The sequence below is a fragment of the Burkholderia mycopellens genome (assembly GCF_964265025.1).
In the GTDB taxonomy this organism is placed as follows: Bacteria; Pseudomonadota; Gammaproteobacteria; order Burkholderiales; family Burkholderiaceae; genus Burkholderia.
In genome coordinates this window covers 1,941,927-1,961,612 of sequence record NZ_OZ183802.1, presented here as the reverse complement: position 1 = coordinate 1,961,612, position 19,686 = coordinate 1,941,927, and the positions used below count along the sequence as shown (strand labels likewise).

Genomic DNA, 19,686 nt, shown 5'->3' with positions numbered 1-19,686 from the left:
GCGATGCGCCGCCGGTGCGACCCGTCGCGGCATGGCTGCCGCACGGACCGCGCACCGCCTGGTTCAGGTCAAGGCGCCGGGTTCGGCTGCAATTCATGCAGCGCGTCGATCTCGGCAAGGATTTCGTCGGACAGCTTCACGTCGATGCTGCCGATGTTCTCCTTCAACTGCTCGAGCGACGTCGCCCCGACCAGGTTGCTGCGCGTGAACGGCCGGCCGTTGACGAACGCCAGCGCGAGCTGCGCGGGCGACAGCCCGTGACGCCGTGCGAGCGCGACATAGCGCGACGTCGCCTCGACGGCCTGCGGCTTGCTGTAACGCTGGAAGCGTTCGAACAGCGTGATGCGTGCGCCGGCCGGACGCGCGCCGTTCTCGTACTTGCCGGACAGCCAGCCGAACGCGAGCGGCGAATAGGCGAGCAGGCCGACGCCGTCGCGATGCGTGAATTCCGACAGGCCGTTTTCGAACGTGCGGTTCAGCAGGCTGTACGGATTCTGGATGCTCGCGATGCGCGGCAGCCCGAGCTTCTCGGCCGCGCGCAGGAACTGCGCGACGCCCCACGGCGTTTCGTTCGACACGCCGATCGCGCGCACCTTGCCGGCCTTCACGAATTCCGCGAGCACGCCGAGGGTCTCCTCGATCGGCACAGTATAGGCGTCGTCGACCCACGGATAGGCAGGACGGCCGAACGTCGTCGTGCTGCGGTCGGGCCAGTGCAACTGGTAGAGATCGACGTAGTCGGTCTGCAGGCGCTTGAGGCTGCCGTCGAGCGCTTCGGTCAGGTTCTTGCGGTCGAACTGGTTGCCTTCGCCGCGAATATGGCGCGGATTGTGCGGCTGCCGTGCCGGCCCAGCGATTTTCGTCGCGAGCACGATGCGCTCGCGCTGCGCGCGATGCTGCGCGAGCCAGGTGCCGATGTACGCCTCGGTGCGCCCCTGCGTTTCGGGTTTCGGCGGCACCGGATACATTTCCGCGGCATCGATCAGCGTCACGCCCTGCCCGATCGCGTAGTCGATCTGCTCGTGCGCATCGCGCTCCGAATTCTGCTCGCCCCACGTCATCGTGCCCAGGCCGATCAGGCTGACCTCGATACCCGAATCGCCAAGTGTGCGGTATTCCATGCTGTTCCTGTCGCGTCGGTGGAAAGCAGGAACGCTATCACATTGCAGCGACTGCTTCAGACCGGCGCCGCATACGCCTACAGACGGCCTTCGGCACCGGCGTGGCGGTTCGCGCGCCGGCCCGAACGACGGTGTTGCCGCCCGCCGTTACTGCGGCCGCTGGATGAAGCAAGTCGCCGACGCATGCGCGACGATCTTGTCGTCCGCGGTCTTCAGCGTGCCCTCCGCGACGCCCAGCGAACGCGACAGGTGAATCACGCGCCCTTCCGCAACCAGGTCGGCATCGCGCGGCACGGGCCGCAGCATCTTCACATGCAGATCGACCGTGCCGTAGCCGACACCCGCATCCAGCATCGAATGCACCGCGCACCCCGTGACCGAATCGAGCACCGTCGCGGCGAACCCGCCATGGACGCCACCAAGCGGATTCAGGTGCCGGCCGTCCGCCCGCGCCGAAAACCTCACATAACCGAGCTCGACGTCGAGCGGACGCATCGGGATCGTTTCGGAAATCGACGCGAGCGGCGCATCGCCCGATACCGCCGCGCGCAGCAGATCGAGACCAGACAGGGAAAGCGGGTTCATCGGGTTGTCTCCGGGTTGAAAGCGCGTCGCCGCGCGAGTAAGTTCTAAATTGGAACTCATTATTGACAGCGACGGCGGCCGTTGTCAACGTGGCCGGGCCCGTTACAACCGAAGGCGGGTTCTATAATCGAACCCGCTATTTTGCTGAACCGCCGCAAGAGACTCGACGATGAAATGGGATGACATCGGCACGCTGAACTGTTCGGTCGCGCGTACGCTCGCCGTGCTCGGCGACCGCTGGACCATGCTGATCCTCCGCAACGCGTTCCTCGGCTGCCGCCGCTTCGACGCGTTCCAGACCCAGCTTGGCCTCACGCGCCATGTGCTGGCCGAGCGGCTCGCGCGTCTCGTTGACGAAGGCGTGCTGGTCAAGCGCGCGTATCAGGATCGGCCGCCGCGTTTCGAATATCGGCTGACGGACAAGGGCCTCGACCTCTACCCGACCCTGCTCGCGCTGACGGCGTGGGGCGACCGCTGGAAAGACGACGGCCAGGGGCCGCCGGTGCAGTTGCGCCACCGCACCTGCGGCCATCTGATGCATGCGGTCACCGTATGCTCGGCGTGCGGCGAACCGCTCGACGCACACGACGTGCAGCCGGAGCGTGGCCCAGGGTGGATCGCAGACGAGGCAGCCGGGGCGCCCGCGGCCGAGGATTGACGCAGCGTCGGGCACATGTGAATGAACGCGTGACACGCACGGATCGTTAGTCGCGCTCGCGCTGCTGTCGCGGGCCGCAGCGAGCCCGCCCGGCTGCACTCGTGCATGGCTTGCATGCCGCAATTCCGCCACCGCCGCACGCGCAATCGCATGCTGCTTTCGATCACATCCGCTGATTGAACCGATCACGCACTCGGATACCGCACAACGCAACTTTGCGTCACCGCCTCTGCCATCGCCGGTCATCGCGATGAGTCACCCCGTCTCATCCGCACGTGACCGGGCCGCCACGTCTGCGTTACACTCACGGCCCGCTGTCTCGAAATTGTTCGCTGTCCAAGATGTTGTCGCGCAATCGCCTCGCCGCTACCTGTCTCGCCGCTTCCCTGCTCGCCACTCCGTTCGCCGCCTTCGGCAAGACGCAAAGCGAATCGCTGCTCCAGCAGGCGATCGACTTCGTTGCACGTTGGCTACCGGCCCCCACTCACGAAGCGCCCGCGACGCAGGTCGTCGAATCGGCGTTTTCGCCCGACGGCGGTGCCGAAGCGCTCGTGCTGAAAGCGATCGGCGCCGCGCGCAGTTCGATCCGTGTCGCCGCCTATTCGTTCACGTCGCCGCCTGTCACGCGCGCACTGCTCGCCGCCAGGCGACGCGGCGTGAATGTCGCGGTGGTCGTCGACGACAAGGGCAATCGCGCAAAGAGCAGCAAGCAGGCGTTGAACCTCCTCGTCAACGCAGGTATCCCGACGCGCACGATCGACGCCTACTCGATCCATCACGACAAGTACCTCGTGATCGACGCCGAGCACGTCGAAACGGGTTCGTTCAACTACAGCGCGTCGGCGGCCAGCCGCAATTCCGAGAACGTCGTCGTGGTGTGGAACAACCCGCAACTCGCGTCGCGTTATCTCACGCACTGGCAAAGCCGCTTCGACCAGGGCACGCCGTACCGCTCCAGCTACTGAGGCAAGCCGCGCGGCGCACACCTCCGTGTTCGATCCGCCGTGTTGCCGATGATCGGCGAGCACGGCGCGACGTTCAATTCAGCCGAATGGCCAGCGCGCCGCCGCACTCAATGGATTTCGGGCGCTCGCCCGATCGCCGCACCGGCCTGCGTCGTCGGTGCACAACGATTCGCCTGACCGCTCGCGCCGCTTGCCGAAGACGTCGACAAACCGCCGGCGACGCTTGGCAGCGCGCTGCTCACGCAAACGACGCCGAATGCCAGCGTGTTCTGAACCATCGGATAAAGAAGATACAGCGCAAACGCGAGATAGCCCGCGTACAGGAATCGAACCATGGTGCGATGGGAAGCGTTGAACGAGTGGACTCGTCCTGTTTACGGCACTGCGCCGGGCACCTTGAGGCATCGCGCCTCCGATTGCGCATCGGCGTGAAACACGATCCCATGGCGCCCGCTTCTCACCCCATCAGCATCGATCCGCGCCAGGCCCAAACCGCCCGTCGGCGGATTTGCACCGTGGCGACGCGCCGAACAATGCGCGATACTGTCCGCCATACGATCCCGTGACCGGCCTCGCAGCCGGGACCAAAGACAACGCCCATGCAAATCGCACCGAAACCGGCCGACGAGGCGGCCCGGCTCGATACGCTTCATTCGCTCTCGATCCTCGACACGCCGCCCGAAGAGCGCTTCGATCGCCTGACGCGTCTCGCACGCAGGCTGTTCGACGTACCGATCGCGCTCGTCAGCCTCGTCGACGACGATCGGCAGTGGTTCAAGAGCCACGCCGGGCTCGACGTCACGCAAACGTCGCGCGACGTGTCGTTCTGCGCCCATGCGCTGCTCGAGGGCAATACGACGGTGATCCAGGATGCGCTGAGCGACAACCGCTTCCACGACAACCCGCTCGTCACCGGCGCGCCCGGCATCCGCTTCTACGCCGGTCGGCCGCTTACGGCGCCGAACGGCGCGCCCATCGGCACGCTGTGCCTGATCGATACGCGGCCGCGCTCGCTCGAGCCCGACGAACTCGCGCTGCTCGGCGACCTCGCCCACATGACCGAACGTGAAATCGCCGCGCTGCATTTCGCGACCACCGACGAACTCACGCGACTGACCAACCGGCGCGGCTTCGAGATCCTGGCCCGTCACGTGCTGAGGCTGTGCGATCGCCTTGACCGTCACGCGGTGCTGCTGTTCTTCGACCTGAACGATTTCAAGTCGATCAACGACCACTTCGGCCACGCCGAAGGCGACCACGCGCTCAAGACATTCGCCGATACGCTGACGGGCGCGCTGCGCGACAGCGACGTGATCGCACGGCTGGGCGGCGATGAGTTCGTCGTGCTGCTGAGCGCCACCGATCCGGCCGACGTTGCCGAGCCGGTCGAACGCGTGACGCGGGCGCTCGCGCTGCGCAACGCGGCCGACGCACGCGGCTATGACATCCGGTTCAGCGTCGGGCACGTCGACTACGATCCCGCGCACCATCGCGACGTGGCCGACCTGCTCGCATCGGCCGATCAACGGATGTACGAGGACAAGCAGCGCGGCAAGACGGCCGGCGCGTAAGTACGGGCTGACCGGGCGCGTGGCGCCGCCCCGCCGCTCAACTTCGGTTGCGTGGTTGCATCAACTTCCGCACGGCGGCGCGCTGGCCATGGCTTCGGCGATCTGCTCGGGCGTCAGGTCGCGCTGGTGCGTCGCGAGCGACCAGCGATGGCCGAACGGATCCTCGACCTGTCCGTAGCGATCGCCCCAGAACATGTCGGCCGCCGGAATCGTGACCGTCGCGCCGGCCTCGACCGCCTTCGCGATCGCCGCGTCGGTGTCCGGCACGTACAGGTGCAGGCAGACCGGCGTGCCTTTCAGCGCCTTCGGCCCGAGCGCGCCGTGCTCGGGCATCTCATCCACCAGCATCAGTGTGGAATCGCCAATCACGAGGCACGCGTGCGCGAGCCGCCCGTCGGGCATCGCCAGGCGAAACTGTTCGCTCGCATTGAACGCGCGCTTGTAGAAGTCGATGGCTGCCGTTGCGCCGGCGCAGATCAGGTGCGGCGTCAGCGTGCGCATCCCTTCCGGGATCGGTTTGACGGACGTGGACATGGGTATCGCTCCTTCGGTCGGTTGTCGTATCGGAATCGGGACGGACGCGCGATGCGCACGCCTCCGATGCTACGACGGACGAACCCGGCGGAAATCGACACGGTGCCCGACATTTTTTGTTTTCTCGGGCATCGGCGCGCGGGTTCCCCGCACCGGGCGTCATCGGCCCGTTCGGCCGGCCTCGTTGTCCGGCGCACCGAACTGCCGGCGGCATGCCTCCAGCAATCCGGCCACCGCATCGAGCGGCAGATCGGCAAACCGGGCGATCGGCAGCATCACGCCGCCCGGCACCCGGGTGCGCGACGAATGCGCCGAGAACTGATAGCCGATGTAACGATTGCCGGCGACGCTGATGATCCGGAATTCGGTGACGTCGCGCCATGGTGTGACGGGTTGTTCGCGCAATGCCCCAATCAGCCTGAAGCCCGTCTCGTCGACATGCAGCGCCATCCTGCGCCGCGACGACACGAGGAAGAGGGCCGCCGCCAGCGCCAGCAACACGGCCAATGCCGCCACCGGCCAGAGCGCCGGGGCGGCCGCATAACCGCACAGGCTCGCCGCGGCCAGGACCGCGCACGCGATCGCCCTTCTTTGCAGGCTCCGGCCGTCGACCGCCAGCGTCACCGGCAACTGGCCGACGACGGTTCCCGCGACGGGATCGACATGCCAGCCGGAATCCGTGGTTTCGCTTTCGTCGTTCATCGCACGATCGCTCACATCGACGACAATCGGCTCATCGAGGTCGGACACCCTATCGACCCGCCGAGACGGACAGCGTGCCGACAGGAAATGGTCGAGATCGACGAACGTAAGCATCGACGCACGACAACACGCTTTTGTCCGCACGAAACGGGCGGCACGCCGTCGGCATCGGCCATTTTCAGTTGCACACCTTGACGGCGCCGTTGGTCGTGCATTGACCGACGGCCCAGTGACTCTGCCCTGCCAGATGAGGGGCCAGGCCGACGCCACGGATCGGCTCGGACGGCGACGATGCCGGAACGGCAGTGGCTGCCGACGCGGTGTCGGGCGACGGTAGCAGAGGCGGCTCGGATGCGGCCTGGCAAGCCGACAGCGCCAGACAAAAAGTGGATGCCAACGGGGCGATGAGCGGTCTGGACATGGTTTCGTACGCGTTTGCGATATTCGCTTCTGGTAAAACGGGCTCGCGGAAAATCACGTGCCCCGTCAGACCGACCGGCGCAACCGCCGATACAGCATGACGGTCATCCAATACTACGCCTCGCGATCGACGTCGTGCGACCGGCCGTTCGGCCAGGCACCGCCATCCATGCGGCGGCACCCGCTTGCGCTGATGCATGCCGCGCCGGTCAGATTTGCGGCAGATCGCGCAACGTACGCGACTCGTTCGTTGCATCGATGTCGAGTTCGATGCCTTCCGATGCATCGCGATACAGCACGCGTTTCAGCCGGGGCCCGATCGCGGTGGCATCCGATGCCGAGAAAATTGCGCGGACATCGTTGCCGGACGCAAGCGCGCGCGCCACGTCCGCCACCGGCGCCTCGCTTGGCGTCGCCGCCCACGACCGGTCAGCCGGATTCACGGCCGCCCAGCGCACGTGCGTCACGCGCGCGCTGAGCGGATCGATTCGCACGCCATTCACCGCAAACATCGACATCGACATCTCCTTAAAATTTTTTTGCGGCCCGCCCGCCGTACCGATGCGCGGTCACGGACGGCCCCAGATTTCGCAGACGTTTCCCGCCGGATCCGCCACGGATATCGCGATCGTGCCGTCGCCGTAGTCCCACTCGTTCAGGATGCCGACGCGGCACGCTTCAAGTCGCGCAATGGCTTCCGAGATACGCGCCACTTCAATGGCCAGCGCAATACCATGGCCGGTCGGCCGAAACTCCGGATACGGAAACTCGCCACCGCGGCCCGTATGAATGGTCAGCGTCGCCCCGTCCACGACAAAGCGATGCCATGGATTCCCCGCAGCCGACACGCCTTCGGAATGCACCGGTAGCGCGAGCGCCAAACGATAGAAATCCACCACCGCCCGGAAGCGATCGTCCTCGACCGGCACGAGGATGCCCAGACGCTCGATCATGTGCGCTTCTCCGGCCAACGCGATTTTCGATGATACATTGCGACGCTTTACAACCGTCAACAGACAATCGTGCACGGGAGAAACACATGACCGACGCCTGGGGAACCTTCCCTGCCCGAATGGGCGACCATCAGGCCTTCATCAGCTTCAACCACGGCTTTGCGGACATCGCCGAAGGCGATCCGCGCACGTCGCTGCTCAGCGTGCGCGTCCCCTTTGCGCATCCGACGCCGGAAGGCCTGCCGACCGGCGACGAATTCACCGGACTCGCGCAGATCGAGGATCTGCTGGACGCCACCATTACCGCGAAAGGTGGCGTGCAGGTAGGCCGCATCACCGTCGACGGCCATCGCGATTTCCTTTTCTACGTGCCGTTCGACGAAGAGGCAGCGGCGGAGATCGTCGACGCGCTGGCCGATCAGACAACCTACGCACTGCAGTACGCGCACCAGGTCGATCCGGACAAGGAAGCGTACTGGCAGACGCTCTACCCGACCGACGACGACTGGCAGATCATGCGCGACATGCGCGTGCTGGATGAATTGCGGAAGAAAGGCGACGCCAGCGACATCAGCCGGCGCGTGATGCACTGGGCGTACTTCCCCGACCCTAGCGACGCGCATCAGTTCGCGGACTGGGCCGAAGCGAAAGGCTATCCGGTCGAGTCGGTTGCGCCCACCGAAGACGGCAAGTCGGCCGTCCGGTTTTCGCACGAAGGCACGATGGCGCTGGCTGACATCACGCGCCATACGGTCGCGATCAGCCGCGAAGTACGTTCGCTCGGAGGGGAATACGACGGATGGGAAACCAGCGTCGAACAGGCTGGCCGAGCGGGTTGACCTGCCCGCTGCGCGACACGTGATGCGAAGCGTCCGGTGCAAAAAATATCCCGGCGGCATGCTTGCGCGCCGCCGGGACCAAGGCATCACCGGCCGAAGCCGGCGATGGGCCTGAGGGTTCGCTCAGGCACGAGGAAAGCGATTCGTGCGGATCAGGCGAACGGACGCCGGGGCGCGCAACCGATGCGATTACGCCGCCCGCCGGACGCCTGTCCGGTTCCGCCAACGCAACCTTCCGGCGTCGGACGGGCAAAAAGCCCCGCTCCTGCGCGAGCGAGCGGGGAAACGGTTGACCGGGCCGGGGAAGAACGGTCAACCGGCCAAATTGTGTGCGCGGGCCGCGCGACGATCTGTGCGGCAACTCACCGTTTGGTGACGATGCCGCAGCATTCGGTTCGCTCGCGTGCCGCCCGGATCGCGTCACGGTCCGAGCGCAACGCCTGCGACCGGCACGAGCATCACCTCGATGATCGACGACAGCACCACGGCCCCGATCGTCATCACGCCGTCGGCCGCGAGCGTGACAGGCGTCGCGAGCACACGCACCGTCTTGCCCGCCGTCGTGATGCGGTCGGTATCGCGGCGCAGCTGCAGCGAGAACTTGCCCAAGACCTTGCTGCCCTGCGCGACGAGCCCACAAAGCGCCGCATTGATCGATTTCCGGTAAGGCGATGCCGGCACAGCGCCGAGATGCTCCGGTATATCGAAGGTGTAGTGATATTGCTTGCCGAGCACGACGCATTTCTTGCCGTCCTCGCGGACGAGAAATTAGTCGACTGTCGCTTCGTATCTGTCGTCTTCGAACAGCATTGCAGTGCAGGCTGTCAGTCCGGCGGCGACAACGATCGCGCCCGCCGCCAGCAGCGCTCTTCTTTTCATGTCTGGAATTTTGCTTTGTTTTAATTCAATCGGATATTTTCAGGCCCGGGCCCAGTTTCCGGTATGTCACGCATGTTGTCAAAGCAGGATTATTCTATTTTTCCAATCGGCATGATTCTGGCTTCTTTTTTCCGTACCAAATTTTTCGAAACCGCGTTTCGTGAACACAGGAACTCATGTCATGACAACCGGGTTTCGTCATCGTGACGGTCAGCCGAAAAGCCATTCCGCAACCCTCTCGATCCAGTCGAGATCGCAGGCGATATCCATGACGGTTTCGCCGACGATTTCGGCAGTCGATGTGGTTGAGGCGTCCGTCGCCACCACTCCGGCAGCCGCCGCGTTCGCCTTCGCCATGTCGACCGACGCGCCCGATCTCGGATCGGCCAGCCGTTCCAACCAGTCGACGATGTTGGCACGCGCATCCTCTTCATCGAGGAAATCATGCCGCGCGAGAAAGCGGTCGAATACGATCCACGCAAGCGTCTTGCTTCGCGAAGCGGATTCGAGATGCCAATCGACAACGCCGGTCCGACCGGACTCCTTGATTTCGAGCGTCGCCGTGAAACGGTAATCGAGGTACTCGATCTCAAGTTTCGACGACATGGTTTTCTCCAGTCAATCTGCCCTCTCAGTTCTTATGATGCCCCGTGCATGCCGGGTTTCACGACACTGTGTGAATTTTCGATGAAATTCGCGCGGTGCGCCATTGCCCCTGACAGTATCGCGATACGCTCGTGACCTGTCGATATTGATCGCCGCCGCATGACCGCATTCGATTTACCCACCATTCCACTCTGCGCTTTTGCTCGCGGTTCAGGTTCTGCCGCGAATCGCGCCACTTTCCTGTTCCGGGTATGGCCCTGCTTCGCCAACGCAATCGAAGGGCTAAACTCCAGTCAGGAAGACCGCTTGCAGCACCAGAGGAAACCATGGCACTCGCCCGCGCACAACAGAATGGCGTAGAAGTCTGGATTATCCAGCTTCCCGGGCACGCCCCCTATGCCTATGTGCATCTCAAGCGGGTATTCGCGTCCGACGATACGCGACACCGCGTCGTGACGATCGACGTGAAAAAACTGCTGGCATGCGCCGACCGAGACACGACGGACTACGTGTTGCCGTCGGTGCTGTACTGGGCCCCTGGAAAAGCCGCGGGCATTCGCGAATTCCTCGATCCTGAGCAGGACAGGATTCCGGACATGCCGTACATCACGTTTCGCGAGACGAGAACGCGAACGCTGCTCGGCATCCCCGGCCTGTCGAAAGTCGGCGTGGCGTCGTTCCGCAACGGCCAGCATCGCGCGCGTTATCTCGCCTATGCAGGCGCAACGATCCTGCCCGTCGAGGTGCACGAGACGGAAGCCGATCTGCTCGTGCGGTACTGCGGCGGGTAACGACGGAGTACGTTCGACCGTTGCCCGGCGATGGCGGCATCTCGTGCGGCCATTCGTGCGATGCCGCCAAGCCACTACGCCTGTATCGCGTAGATCCGGTCGATGACCTCCACCTGGCCGATGCAGCTCGTTTCGATACCCGCCAGTTGCCAGCCATTGTGCTCATAGAAGCCGATCGCGTTAGCGCCTGCCTGCCGGGCGTCGCTGCAACTCGTTGCCAGTGCAACGGGATGCAGGCAAAAAAAATCCCGACACCTTCATTGGTCGCCGGGATCGAACGGCCCTGCAAAGCATGAGGGCACGAGGAAGTCGACACATTACACCCATGTAAGACTGTTGCGCATTGTCGGCTCGCGCCAAATCCCTGCCCCATTCCGCCATTCATGCGGCAAAGCGCGGCCATGAACGAAAAAAGCCTGCTCACGCGGAACGCGAGCAGGCAAGAAAACGGATCAGCATTCGAGGCACGAGGGCTGTCCATGAAAGATAACGGCACGGGGCGCAAGAACATTAGGCAGAAAACGAAACTTCGCAACGTCACGTCGACGGGATACGGCCATACACGCTCGCGTTGAAGGTCCATGGATGAAAACCTGTGACACAGTGGCGATACCCGTCGCTCCCAACCCCGGCCGCCCGCCCATCGTGCACAATTCCATCCGGCTTGCTCGCAGCGATGCGCCCGTTAGTTTAGCCAGTCCGTTTAATCGGCCATGTATGGCAAACTTCGGCTCCGAATCGATGCAGCGCGCACTCATTACCGCAGGGAAAACATGTACGTCTTGATCTATATCGCAGCAGTCGCTGTCGCGAACCTGATGGTCGCTCATTTCGGGCCGGCTGCTACACCGATCATCGCGTTCTTTCTGATCGGACTCGATCTCGCGATTCGAGACAGGCTCCACCTGGACTGGCGCGGCCGCGCGCTTTGGTCACGGATGTTCGCGTTGATCGCGGCCGCTGGCGTCGTCAGTTACGCGCTCAATCCGGCTGCCAAGGAAATCGCCCTCGCGTCTCTCGTCGCATTCGGTTCGGCAGCCTTGGCGAGCGCAATCGTGTTTCAACTCGCACGTCGCTTTCCGATACTGGCACGCGCAAACGGCGCGAACGTCGCGGGCGCGGCCGTCGACTCCATCATCTTTCCACTGATTGCATTCGGGACAGTGTTCCCGACGATCGCCGCATTGCAGTTCGTCGCGAAGGTCGCGGGCGGCGCGTTATGGTCGTGGGTGGTTTTTCGAAATACTCGAACGGTTCGGGCGGGGATCGCGAGCAATGCGGTCGATCGTTAAGAGCGGGTTGCGCGTATAGCGGCATTGTTCGTTGTCGAAGTCGTCGTCGTTTCAGTTCAGTTCAGTTCAGTTCGCCCTGGCGTTTCTCGCGTAGACCAAAGACCGGAGTGTCGTGTTGTTGATCGGTTGCGCGGACGGCACAAGGATCGAATGACGCTCGTAAAGCGACGAGCTATGGCATTCCCAAATTGGGCATTCCAAAACAAAAACGGCACTGCCTTTTGGGACAGTGCCGTTTCTAACGACTTGATACCGCTTGGAATTCTTTGGGGTGGCTGATGGGACTCGAACCCACGACGACAGGAATCACAATCCTGGACTCTACCAACTGAGCTACAGCCACCACTGTTACTGCTTTTTGTTCTTCGCTGCTTTTGTGTTTCAGCAGCGAAGAACAAGATTATACGAACACTTTTGAATCTTGCAAAGCTTTTTTTTCAAAAACTTCTTCGGCCTCGTTCAGATGCGCGCGCGCCTCGTCGAACACGGCCAGATCCGCACGCGCAAGCTTCTTGTTGTCGGACAGCACACGACGCCAACCGCGTGCGCCGGGCATGCCGCGATACAGCCCGAGCGCGTGCCGCACGATCGCGCCGAGGTAGGTCCCGCGCTTCAGTTCGGCCGCACAGTATTCGATCAGCTTCGCCTCGGCCTCTTCGCGCGTCGGCACCGCTGCGGTCGATCCGTAGAAGCGCGTATCAACCTCCGCGAGCACGTACGGGTTGTGATACGCCTCGCGGCCGAGCATCACGCCGTCGACATGCTCGAGATGCTGCGCAACCTCGTCGAGCGTCGTGATGCCGCCGTTGATGACGATCTCGAGCGACGGGAAATCGCGCTTCAGCTGATACGCATAGTCGTACTTGAGCGGCGGGATCTCGCGGTTCTCCTTCGGCGACAGCCCCTTCAGGATCGCATTGCGCGCATGCACGACGAACGTTTCGCAGCCAGCCTCGGCCACCGTGCCGACGAAGTCGCGCACGAATGCGTAGTCTTCGACCGCGTCGACACCGATCCGATGCTTGACCGTGACCGGCACCGACACCGCATCGCGCATCGCCTTCACGCAGTCGGCGACGAGCTGCGGCTCGTTCATCAGGCACGCGCCGAACGCGCCGCGCTGCACGCGCTCGGACGGGCATCCGCAATTCAGGTTGATTTCGTCGTAGCCCCACTGCTCGCCGAGCTTCGCCGCGCGCGCGAGATCGTCGCGCTCGCTGCCGCCTAGTTGCAGCGCAACCGGCGATTCGTTCGGCGTGAACGCGAGATGCCGCTGGGCATCGCCGAACAGCAGCGCGCCCGTCGTGATCATCTCCGTATACAGCCACGTGTCGCGCGTCAGCGTACGGTGGAACGACCGGCAATGGCGGTCGGTCCAGTCGAGCATGGGCGCGACGGATACGCGGCGGGGAGGAAGCGAGGACGGTACGGACATGGATTTCGGGCAACAGGCCAGGCGGCGCGGAAACAACCCGATATTTTACCGCAAGACGGGCCGTGCCTGCCCGGCACGCTGACTACCCGTCGCCCAGCTCCGCATCGACGGCCCGCCGCGCCTCGTCGAGCACGCGCTCGATCACGCGCCGTTCGGTCAGCAGCATCCCGTCGACCTTGACGAGCCGCCAGTCGATCCGCACGGCCTCACCCTGCAGCACGCGGTAATGCGCATGCTCGCCGTCCCAGACCTGCTCGGTCTTCACCTCGATCTCGAAGCCGCGGTACGGCTCGCTGAAATCGCCGAGGTCGCTGCCTCTCGGTTCCATCGCACGCTCCGTGGCGACGCAGCGCCAAGCCGCCCGCGCGGCCGGCGCCGTGCGCTCAATCGTATTCGTCGGATAAAAAGGATTTGCCATCGGCCGTCAGGTCGACCCGGTCGGCCGTCGCCTGGTAGATCAGCCCCTCGTTCAGCAACGCGTAGACGACGTCGTCGAACGCAGCGGGAACCGGTCGGCTTTCGCCGAACTGGTCGATCCACTTCAGCGCCTCGATGGCTTCGGGGGAAAGGATGGGGGTCATGCGTTCGCCTCCGGCATCGGTGTCGCTCCATCCTAGCACTTCGTCCGGACGTCGAATACCAAGGCAAACGCGCTGCACCAATGCCGAACGGCGCCGACGGACAGGTTGCCCGCGGCGCCGCGCCGGCGCAGGACACGCGGGCTCAGAGGCGCGCGATCGATACTTCCGTCGATTTCACGAGCGCGACGACTTCCGCGCCCACCTTCAGTTCGAGTTCGTCAACCGAACGGGTCGTGATCACCGACGTGACGATGCCGAACGGCGTCTCGACGTCGACCTCGGAGACCACCGATCCGCGGATGATCTCCTTGACCTTGCCCTTGAACTGGTTACGTACGTTGATTGCAGTGATGCTCATCAGGTTGATCGCTCCGAAGAAAAAGATCTCAGAACGGGCGGCCGCTGCCGCCCGGATTTAAACGGCCCAGCGGATCTGCCCGACCGGTCGAACGTTGTCTGTCTCATGCACCGCGCCCTGATCGGCCGCACCGGGCCCGCCGGCGAGCACGCGTTTCAGCACGCGATCCTCCAGCGCCGCAAACGCCGCCGACGCACGGGCGCGCGGCCGGTCGAGCGGCACCGGCTGATCCAGCGCCACCCGCCCCTGCTCGATGAGCAGGATGCGATCGCCGAGCGCGACGGCCTCCTGCACGTCGTGTGTGACGAGGAGCGCGGTGAATCGATGCTCGCGCCACAACCGCTCGATCAGCGCATGCATCTCGATGCGGGTCAGCGCGTCGAGCGCGCCGAGCGGCTCGTCGAGCAACAGCAGTTGAGGCCGGTGCACGAGCGCACGGGCCAGTGCGACACGCTGCCGCTGGCCGCCCGACAGTTGCGCGGGCCAGTCGTTCGCACGTTCCAGCAGGCCGACTTCATCGAGCACTGCGCGTGCCCGGTCGCGCGCGCCGCGCCCGAGGCCCAGCATCACGTTCTGCAGCACGGTTTTCCACGGCAGCAGGCGCGCATCCTGGTACATGATCCGCGTATCGAGTTCGCCGCCGCCCTCGCCGCGCGTCTCGAGCGCGCCGCTGCTCGGCTGCTCGAGCCCGGCAACGAGACGCAGCAGCGTCGATTTCCCGCAGCCGCTGCGTCCGACGATCGCGACGAAACTGCCGCGCGCGATGCCAAGCTCGACGTTGTCTAGCACCGTGCGCGCCCCGAAGCGCTTGCTGACGCCCGACAATGTCACTGCATCGTCGGGTGCCGGGCTTCCTGGCCGTCGCCGCGCGAGCGGAACGACGGATGCGCTGCCGTCACGTTCGAGAACCGCCGCGTCCCGCGCGTCGCTGTCCGCGACACGCGCCTGCGCAAGTTCGGCCTCGAGGTCTGCGCCGGCGAGCGGGCCGTAGGCGGCCGCCGAAGTCGTCGCATTCATGCCTTTGCTCCCGATTGATACGCGGGGTGCCAGCGCAGCGTCACACGCTCGAGCCATTTCGCCAGCACGTCGGCCAGCTTGCCGAGCACCGCGTACAGCAGGATGCCGACCACCACCACGTCGGTTTGCAGGAATTCACGTGCGTTCATCGTCATGTAGCCGATGCCCGACTGCGCGGAGATCGTTTCCGCGACGATCAGCATCACCCACATCAGCCCGAGCGCAAAGCGCACGCCGACGAGAATCGACGGCAACGCACCGGGCAGGATCACGTCGCGGTACAGCGCGAAGCCACGCACGCCATAGCTCTTCGCCATCTCGATCAGGTTTGCATCGACCGAACGAATCCCATGGTACGTGTTGATGTAGACCGGGAAGAACACGCCGAGCGCAACGAGGAACAGCTTCGCCTTCTCGTCGATGCCGAACCACAGGATCACGAGCGGAATCATCGCGAGCGCCGGGATGTTGCGGATCATCTGGATCGTCGAATCGAGTGCAACCTCGGCCGCCTTCGACAAGCCGGTCGCGAGCCCCAGCGCGAGGCCGACGCCGCCGCCGATCGCGAAACCGAACAGCGCGCGCCAGGTGCTGACCTTCACGTTCGCCCACATTTCACCCGACGCCACGAGCGACCACGCCGCTCGCACGACCGCCACGGGTTCCGGTAGTACGCGGGTCGACAGCCAGCCGATGCGCGCACCGACTTCCCATGCCACCAGCAGCGCAAGCGGCACGAGCCACGGTGCGACGCCGCGCCATGCGCGGGCGGCCACGGCCGCGCCCGTCGTCGACGTTTTCGTTGTCATCGCAGGCCTCCTGTCGCTCAGCTCTGCGCCGCTTTCGGCAGATAGCTGTTGCCGACGATCTCGCCGAACGGGCCCGACAGCGGGCCGGTCGCCTTCGCCGCACCGTTGCCCTTGATCAGCGGGAATACGAGTTCCGCGAAACGGTACGACTCCTCCAGGTGCGGATAGCCGGACAGGATGAAGGTCTCGATGCCGAGATCCGCGTATTCGCGCATGCGCTCCGCGACCTGCTCCGGATTGCCGACGAGCGCAGTGCCCGCGCCGCCGCGCACGAGACCGACGCCGGCCCACAGGTTCGGATACACCTCGAGCGCCTCGCGGCCGCCGCGCTTGCCGCCGTGCAGCGCGGCCATCCGGCGCTGGCCTTCCGAATCCATGTTCGCGAACGCCTTCTGCGCACGTGCGATGGTTTCGTCGTCGAGGCGGCTGATCAGGCGTTCGGCGTCACGCCATGCTTCGTCCTCGGTCTCGCGCACGATCACGTGCAGACGAATACCGAACCGGATCTTGCGGCCGCGTGCCTCCGCGCGGGCGCGAATATCGGCGATCTTCTTCGCGACGGCCTCGGGAGGCTCGCCCCAGGTCAGGTAGGTGTCGATGTGATCGGCCGCGATCTCATGCGCGGCCGGCGACGAGCCGCCGAACCACAGCGGCGGATGTGGACGCTGCACGGGCGGATAAAGTGCCTTGCCGCCCTTCGACTGCAGATGCTTGCCGATGTAGTCGAACCCGCCGTTGTCGTGCGACGCGGACAGCAGCCCGCGCCAGATGTTCAGGAAGTCGTCGGTGATTTCGTAGCGCGTATCGTGATCCGCGAACAGGCCGTCGCCTTCGAGTTCGGCAGCATCGCCGCCGGTCACGACGTTGATCAGCAGGCGGCCGCCCGACAGGCGGTCGAACGTTGCGGCCATCCGCGCCGACAGCCCCGGCGATGCAATGCCGGGACGGATGGCAACCAGGAACTTCAGGCGCTGCGTTGCCGGGATGAGGCTCGATGCAACGACCCACGCATCCTCGCAGGAACGGCCGGTCGGCAGCAGCACGCCCTCGTAGCCGAGCGTATCGGCCGCCACCGCGACCTGCTTGAAGTAATCGTAATCCGCGGCGCGCGCACCTTCGGCCGTGCCGAGATAGCGGCTGTCGCCGTGCGTGGGGATAAACCAGAACACATTCATCTGCTGCTCCTGCTTGACTGTCCTTGCCGGAATTTGAAAAAACACCGCCCTGCTCGCGTCGCGGATGAGCGGCGCATGCATGGTGTGCGTTCGAATCGGGATGGCTCGCCGGTCAGGCCGTGCAGCGGGCGAGGACGCGATTGCACGGCTGTTTCTGGGAAATCAGTCTAGGGATCGGTGCAGGGCTTTGGAACGATTTTTTTGAGCTTAGGTTTTCCGCTTTCGTGATTAGCACGACGCTGGAGCGAATATCGCGGCGGGCGGGCCCTATAATGACGCACCTATCCGAATAACTCCGCGCGGACGGCCCCGGCTGTGCGCGCCTGCGGTGCACTCATCGATGCAGAAAGTCATCCTGCCATTCCTGTCCGGCTTCCTGGCCGCCCTGTTTTTCCGCGAAGCCACGCTCGCACTCCTCCATACGGCCGACCTGATCGCCGCAACCGGCTTCTCCACGCAGCCGTTCGCGCCGCTCGGCATTCCTGAATTTGTCGCGAATGCACTGATCAGCGCGTGCTGTGCGATCCCGATGGCATGGCTGCTGCGCGTCTCGCCGGAGCGCGAGGCATCGTGGATCGGCGCACTGGTGTTCGGCGGCATCGTGCTGACGGCCGCCCGCGTGTTCGCGATCGATCCGCTGCGCGGCATCTGGCCGTCGGGCAACATGATGCCCGTGCTCGCAGCCGGCTTCGCGGCGAACGCGGTATGGGGCTTCGGTGCCCTCGTATTCATGCGCGCGTTCATGTCGGACGACGCCGGCGACGAATAACGCGGACGCAGGCGCTACGCCCTTCGACCGCCAACCGGTCGATACCCATGAAAATGGCCGCCTGCAGATGCAGGCGGCCATTTTGTTTCCAGCTCGCGCTTCGGTCAGTCGTGGAGTTTCCGCAGCGGATGCGTATCAGGCGTCCACGGGCTGTCGAACATCGCCAGCAGGTCCGCGCGATCGATATCGGCGGACGACTTGAAGCGCCAGGCCGGCTGGTGATCCTTGTCGACGATCAGCGCGCGCACGCCTTCGATCACGTCGCCGCGCACGAACGTCGAGCGCGTGAGATCGAGATCGCGGCGCAAGCAGTCGGCCATCGTCGCGCCGCGTGCGCGTTCGACGACTTCCAGCGACACGGCCATCGACAGCGGCGACAACTGTTCGCGCATCGCATGGGTCGCCTTCTCGACCCATCCGTCGACGGCCGCGCAATCCTGCTCGGCGTCGAGCGACGCGAGGATCGCGCCGATGTCCGGCTGCGCGAAATGCCGGTCGATCCCGGCACGCGCGTCGGCCAGCGCCGACGTGTCGGGCGTCGGCACGACCTTGTGCGCGGCGGCCGCGGCGGCCACGCACGCGACCGCCTGCTCGCCGCTGTCGATGCGCGCGCCGCGCAGCGTATCGAGCAGCGCCGGCAGTGCGGCATCGGGGAGATAGACGTCAGCGAGCTGCGCGTACAGCGCGCCGGCCGCATCGAGCGTCGCGCCGGTCACGGCGAGATAGCGGCCGATCGCGCCGGGCGTGCGCGCGAGGAACCAGCTCATCCCGACGTCCGGGAACAGGCCGATGCGCGTTTCCGGCATCGCCATCTTCGTCGAGTCGGTCACGACACGCAGGCCGCCCGTATGCCGCGCCGACTGCGAAATACCCATGCCGCCGCCCATCAGGACACCGTGCATCAGCGCGATATAGGGCTTCGGATACGTGAAGATCGTGTGGTTGAGCGTGTATTCCTCGATGAAGAACGTGTCGATCGCATCGCGGTCGCCGCGCCGCCACGCATCGTGGAAGAAACGCACGTCGCCGCCCGCGCAGAACGCGCGCGGATGCGGGCTGTGCACGACGACCGCGACGACTTCGGGATCGTCGCGCCACGCGTCGAGCGCCTGCTGCATCAGCCGGATCATGCCGACCGACAGCGCGTTCAGCGCCTTCGGCCGGTTCAGTTCGAGAAAGCCGATGCGGTTCACGACATACGTGCGCACGTCGGGCTGAGCGGATTCGGCGGAAACGGCAGCGGAAGTGGAATCGGTCATGAGGGTCATCCGGCAAATGGCAGTCGCATGCTCAGTGCGCCTGCATCTTCGAAAACAGGTTCAACACCACGACGCCGGCGACGATCAGGCCGAGGCCGATCACGGCCGGCAGGTCCGGCACCTGGCGATAGAGCAGCATCGCGACGAGCGTGATCAGCACGATGCCGGCGCCCGACCAGACTGCATAGATGATGCCGACAGGCATCGTGCGCAGCGTGAGCGACAGGCAGTAGAACGCGATGCCGTAGCCGGCGACGACCAGCAACGACGGCCAGAGGCGCGTGAAGCCGTCCGCCGCGCGCAGCGCCGACGTGCCGATCACTTCCGCGACGATCGCGATCGCGAGCCATGCGTAACCGGGCAGTTG

Annotated in this window: 26 protein-coding genes, 1 tRNA gene and 1 pseudogene; 7 read left to right on the top strand and 21 right to left on the bottom strand. The window is 64.8% G+C overall.

Features of this window, described 5'->3' with window-relative positions:
* Positions 1-68: 68 nt before the first annotated feature.
* Complete coding sequence (locus ACPTTC_RS09115; protein WP_423392247.1) at positions 69-1,121, bottom strand: NADP(H)-dependent aldo-keto reductase; 1,053 nt, start codon at positions 1,119-1,121, stop codon at positions 69-71.
* Between the two features lie 147 nt (positions 1,122-1,268).
* Positions 1,269-1,706, bottom strand: a complete 438-nt coding sequence (locus tag ACPTTC_RS09110; RefSeq protein ID WP_423392246.1) for a PaaI family thioesterase — start codon at positions 1,704-1,706, stop codon at positions 1,269-1,271.
* Positions 1,707-1,875: 169 nt separating this feature from the next.
* On the opposite strand from ACPTTC_RS09110, the gene ACPTTC_RS09105 reads away from it, so the two are divergent.
* Together ACPTTC_RS09105 and ACPTTC_RS09100 are read left to right on the top strand one after the other, a co-directional pair.
* The gene (locus ACPTTC_RS09105; protein ID WP_226200648.1) at positions 1,876-2,364 is read left to right on the top strand and encodes a winged helix-turn-helix transcriptional regulator; all 489 of its coding nucleotides are present in this window, start codon (positions 1,876-1,878) and stop codon (positions 2,362-2,364) included.
* Positions 2,365-2,705: 341 nt separating this feature from the next.
* Complete coding sequence (locus tag ACPTTC_RS09100) at positions 2,706-3,329, top strand: phospholipase D family protein (protein WP_423392245.1); 624 nt, start codon at positions 2,706-2,708, stop codon at positions 3,327-3,329.
* A gap of 107 nt (positions 3,330-3,436) precedes the next feature.
* Here the strand turns inward: ACPTTC_RS09100 and ACPTTC_RS09095 are convergent, their stop codons facing one another.
* On the bottom strand, positions 3,437-3,664 hold the full coding sequence (locus tag ACPTTC_RS09095; protein ID WP_423392244.1) for a hypothetical protein: 228 nt from the start codon (positions 3,662-3,664) through the stop codon (positions 3,437-3,439).
* Positions 3,665-3,928: 264 nt separating this feature from the next.
* Between ACPTTC_RS09095 and ACPTTC_RS09090 the strand changes: the two genes are divergently transcribed.
* Positions 3,929-4,900 (top strand): diguanylate cyclase domain-containing protein, encoded by a 972-nt coding sequence (locus ACPTTC_RS09090; RefSeq protein WP_423392243.1) that lies wholly within the window; start codon positions 3,929-3,931, stop codon positions 4,898-4,900.
* 60 nt (positions 4,901-4,960) lie between these two features.
* Here ACPTTC_RS09090 and ACPTTC_RS09085 read toward each other — a convergent pair whose 3' ends face one another.
* The 5 genes from ACPTTC_RS09085 to ACPTTC_RS09065 form a co-directional block, all read right to left on the bottom strand.
* Entirely contained in the window at positions 4,961-5,434 is a 474-nt protein-coding gene (locus ACPTTC_RS09085) for a VOC family protein (protein ID WP_174931533.1), read from the bottom strand.
* A gap of 159 nt (positions 5,435-5,593) precedes the next feature.
* The gene (locus tag ACPTTC_RS09080; protein WP_423393340.1) at positions 5,594-6,136 is read right to left on the bottom strand and encodes an aspartyl-tRNA synthetase; all 543 of its coding nucleotides are present in this window, start codon (positions 6,134-6,136) and stop codon (positions 5,594-5,596) included.
* 178 nt (positions 6,137-6,314) lie between these two features.
* On the bottom strand, positions 6,315-6,557 hold the full coding sequence (locus ACPTTC_RS09075; RefSeq protein ID WP_423393339.1) for a hypothetical protein: 243 nt from the start codon (positions 6,555-6,557) through the stop codon (positions 6,315-6,317).
* 208 nt (positions 6,558-6,765) lie between these two features.
* Positions 6,766-7,074: a phosphatidylserine/phosphatidylglycerophosphate/cardiolipin synthase gene (locus ACPTTC_RS09070; RefSeq protein WP_046546333.1), complete on the bottom strand. Its 309-nt coding sequence runs from the start codon at positions 7,072-7,074 to the stop codon at positions 6,766-6,768.
* Between the two features lie 51 nt (positions 7,075-7,125).
* On the bottom strand, positions 7,126-7,509 hold the full coding sequence (locus ACPTTC_RS09065; protein ID WP_423392242.1) for a VOC family protein: 384 nt from the start codon (positions 7,507-7,509) through the stop codon (positions 7,126-7,128).
* A gap of 86 nt (positions 7,510-7,595) precedes the next feature.
* Between ACPTTC_RS09065 and ACPTTC_RS09060 the strand changes: the two genes are divergently transcribed.
* Positions 7,596-8,348 (top strand): DUF695 domain-containing protein, encoded by a 753-nt coding sequence (locus tag ACPTTC_RS09060; RefSeq protein WP_423392241.1) that lies wholly within the window; start codon positions 7,596-7,598, stop codon positions 8,346-8,348.
* Between the two features lie 420 nt (positions 8,349-8,768).
* Here ACPTTC_RS09060 and ACPTTC_RS09055 read toward each other — a convergent pair whose 3' ends face one another.
* Together ACPTTC_RS09055 and ACPTTC_RS09050 are read right to left on the bottom strand one after the other, a co-directional pair.
* Positions 8,769-9,083 (bottom strand): hypothetical protein, encoded by a 315-nt coding sequence (locus ACPTTC_RS09055; RefSeq protein WP_423392240.1) that lies wholly within the window; start codon positions 9,081-9,083, stop codon positions 8,769-8,771.
* Positions 9,084-9,437: 354 nt separating this feature from the next.
* Positions 9,438-9,833: a hypothetical protein gene (locus ACPTTC_RS09050; RefSeq protein ID WP_423392239.1), complete on the bottom strand. Its 396-nt coding sequence runs from the start codon at positions 9,831-9,833 to the stop codon at positions 9,438-9,440.
* A gap of 326 nt (positions 9,834-10,159) precedes the next feature.
* Between ACPTTC_RS09050 and ACPTTC_RS09045 the strand changes: the two genes are divergently transcribed.
* The gene (locus ACPTTC_RS09045) at positions 10,160-10,624 is read left to right on the top strand and encodes a plasmid fertility inhibition factor family protein (RefSeq protein WP_423392238.1); all 465 of its coding nucleotides are present in this window, start codon (positions 10,160-10,162) and stop codon (positions 10,622-10,624) included.
* Positions 10,625-10,698: 74 nt separating this feature from the next.
* Here ACPTTC_RS09045 and ACPTTC_RS09040 read toward each other — a convergent pair.
* A pseudogene (locus tag ACPTTC_RS09040) lies at positions 10,699-10,803 on the bottom strand (GNAT family N-acetyltransferase); the annotation flags it as partial.
* Between the two features lie 534 nt (positions 10,804-11,337).
* Between ACPTTC_RS09040 and ACPTTC_RS09035 the strand changes: the two are divergent.
* Positions 11,338-11,916, top strand: a complete 579-nt coding sequence (locus tag ACPTTC_RS09035; protein WP_423392237.1) for a VUT family protein — start codon at positions 11,338-11,340, stop codon at positions 11,914-11,916.
* Positions 11,917-12,183: 267 nt separating this feature from the next.
* Here ACPTTC_RS09035 and ACPTTC_RS09030 read toward each other — a convergent pair.
* From ACPTTC_RS09030 to ssuD, 8 genes are all read right to left on the bottom strand, one after another.
* A tRNA-His gene (locus ACPTTC_RS09030) sits at positions 12,184-12,259 on the bottom strand.
* Positions 12,260-12,316: 57 nt separating this feature from the next.
* Positions 12,317-13,303: a tRNA dihydrouridine(20/20a) synthase DusA gene (gene dusA, locus ACPTTC_RS09025; protein ID WP_071334403.1), complete on the bottom strand. Its 987-nt coding sequence runs from the start codon at positions 13,301-13,303 to the stop codon at positions 12,317-12,319.
* Positions 13,304-13,433: 130 nt separating this feature from the next.
* The gene (locus tag ACPTTC_RS09020) at positions 13,434-13,679 is read right to left on the bottom strand and encodes a hypothetical protein (RefSeq protein WP_226201490.1); all 246 of its coding nucleotides are present in this window, start codon (positions 13,677-13,679) and stop codon (positions 13,434-13,436) included.
* Positions 13,680-13,734: 55 nt separating this feature from the next.
* On the bottom strand, positions 13,735-13,932 hold the full coding sequence (locus ACPTTC_RS09015) for a hypothetical protein (protein ID WP_048243884.1): 198 nt from the start codon (positions 13,930-13,932) through the stop codon (positions 13,735-13,737).
* Positions 13,933-14,074: 142 nt separating this feature from the next.
* Positions 14,075-14,290 carry a TOBE domain-containing protein gene (locus ACPTTC_RS09010; RefSeq protein ID WP_006476104.1) on the bottom strand — a complete coding sequence of 72 codons (216 nt, stop codon included), beginning with the start codon at positions 14,288-14,290 and terminating at the stop codon, positions 14,075-14,077.
* A gap of 57 nt (positions 14,291-14,347) precedes the next feature.
* The gene (locus ACPTTC_RS09005; protein WP_423392236.1) at positions 14,348-15,307 is read right to left on the bottom strand and encodes an ATP-binding cassette domain-containing protein; all 960 of its coding nucleotides are present in this window, start codon (positions 15,305-15,307) and stop codon (positions 14,348-14,350) included.
* Positions 15,304-16,116: an aliphatic sulfonate ABC transporter permease SsuC gene (ssuC, locus tag ACPTTC_RS09000; protein ID WP_423392235.1), complete on the bottom strand. Its 813-nt coding sequence runs from the start codon at positions 16,114-16,116 to the stop codon at positions 15,304-15,306. The genes ACPTTC_RS09005 and ssuC overlap by 4 nt, the downstream gene beginning before the upstream one ends.
* A gap of 17 nt (positions 16,117-16,133) precedes the next feature.
* Positions 16,134-17,291 (bottom strand): FMNH2-dependent alkanesulfonate monooxygenase, encoded by a 1,158-nt coding sequence (ssuD, locus tag ACPTTC_RS08995; RefSeq protein ID WP_226201487.1) that lies wholly within the window; start codon positions 17,289-17,291, stop codon positions 16,134-16,136.
* A 340-nt stretch (positions 17,292-17,631) separates the two neighbouring features.
* Between ssuD and ACPTTC_RS08990 the strand changes: the two genes are divergently transcribed.
* Complete coding sequence (locus ACPTTC_RS08990; protein ID WP_006484223.1) at positions 17,632-18,060, top strand: hypothetical protein; 429 nt, start codon at positions 17,632-17,634, stop codon at positions 18,058-18,060.
* 104 nt (positions 18,061-18,164) lie between these two features.
* Here the strand turns inward: ACPTTC_RS08990 and ACPTTC_RS08985 are convergent, their stop codons facing one another.
* Both ACPTTC_RS08985 and ACPTTC_RS08980 read right to left on the bottom strand, forming a co-directional pair.
* Complete coding sequence (locus ACPTTC_RS08985) at positions 18,165-19,319, bottom strand: enoyl-CoA hydratase/isomerase family protein (RefSeq protein ID WP_423392234.1); 1,155 nt, start codon at positions 19,317-19,319, stop codon at positions 18,165-18,167.
* 31 nt (positions 19,320-19,350) lie between these two features.
* Positions 19,351-19,683, bottom strand: a complete 333-nt coding sequence (locus ACPTTC_RS08980) for a DMT family transporter (protein WP_374101787.1) — start codon at positions 19,681-19,683, stop codon at positions 19,351-19,353.
* Between the last annotated feature and the right edge of the window lie 3 nt (positions 19,684-19,686).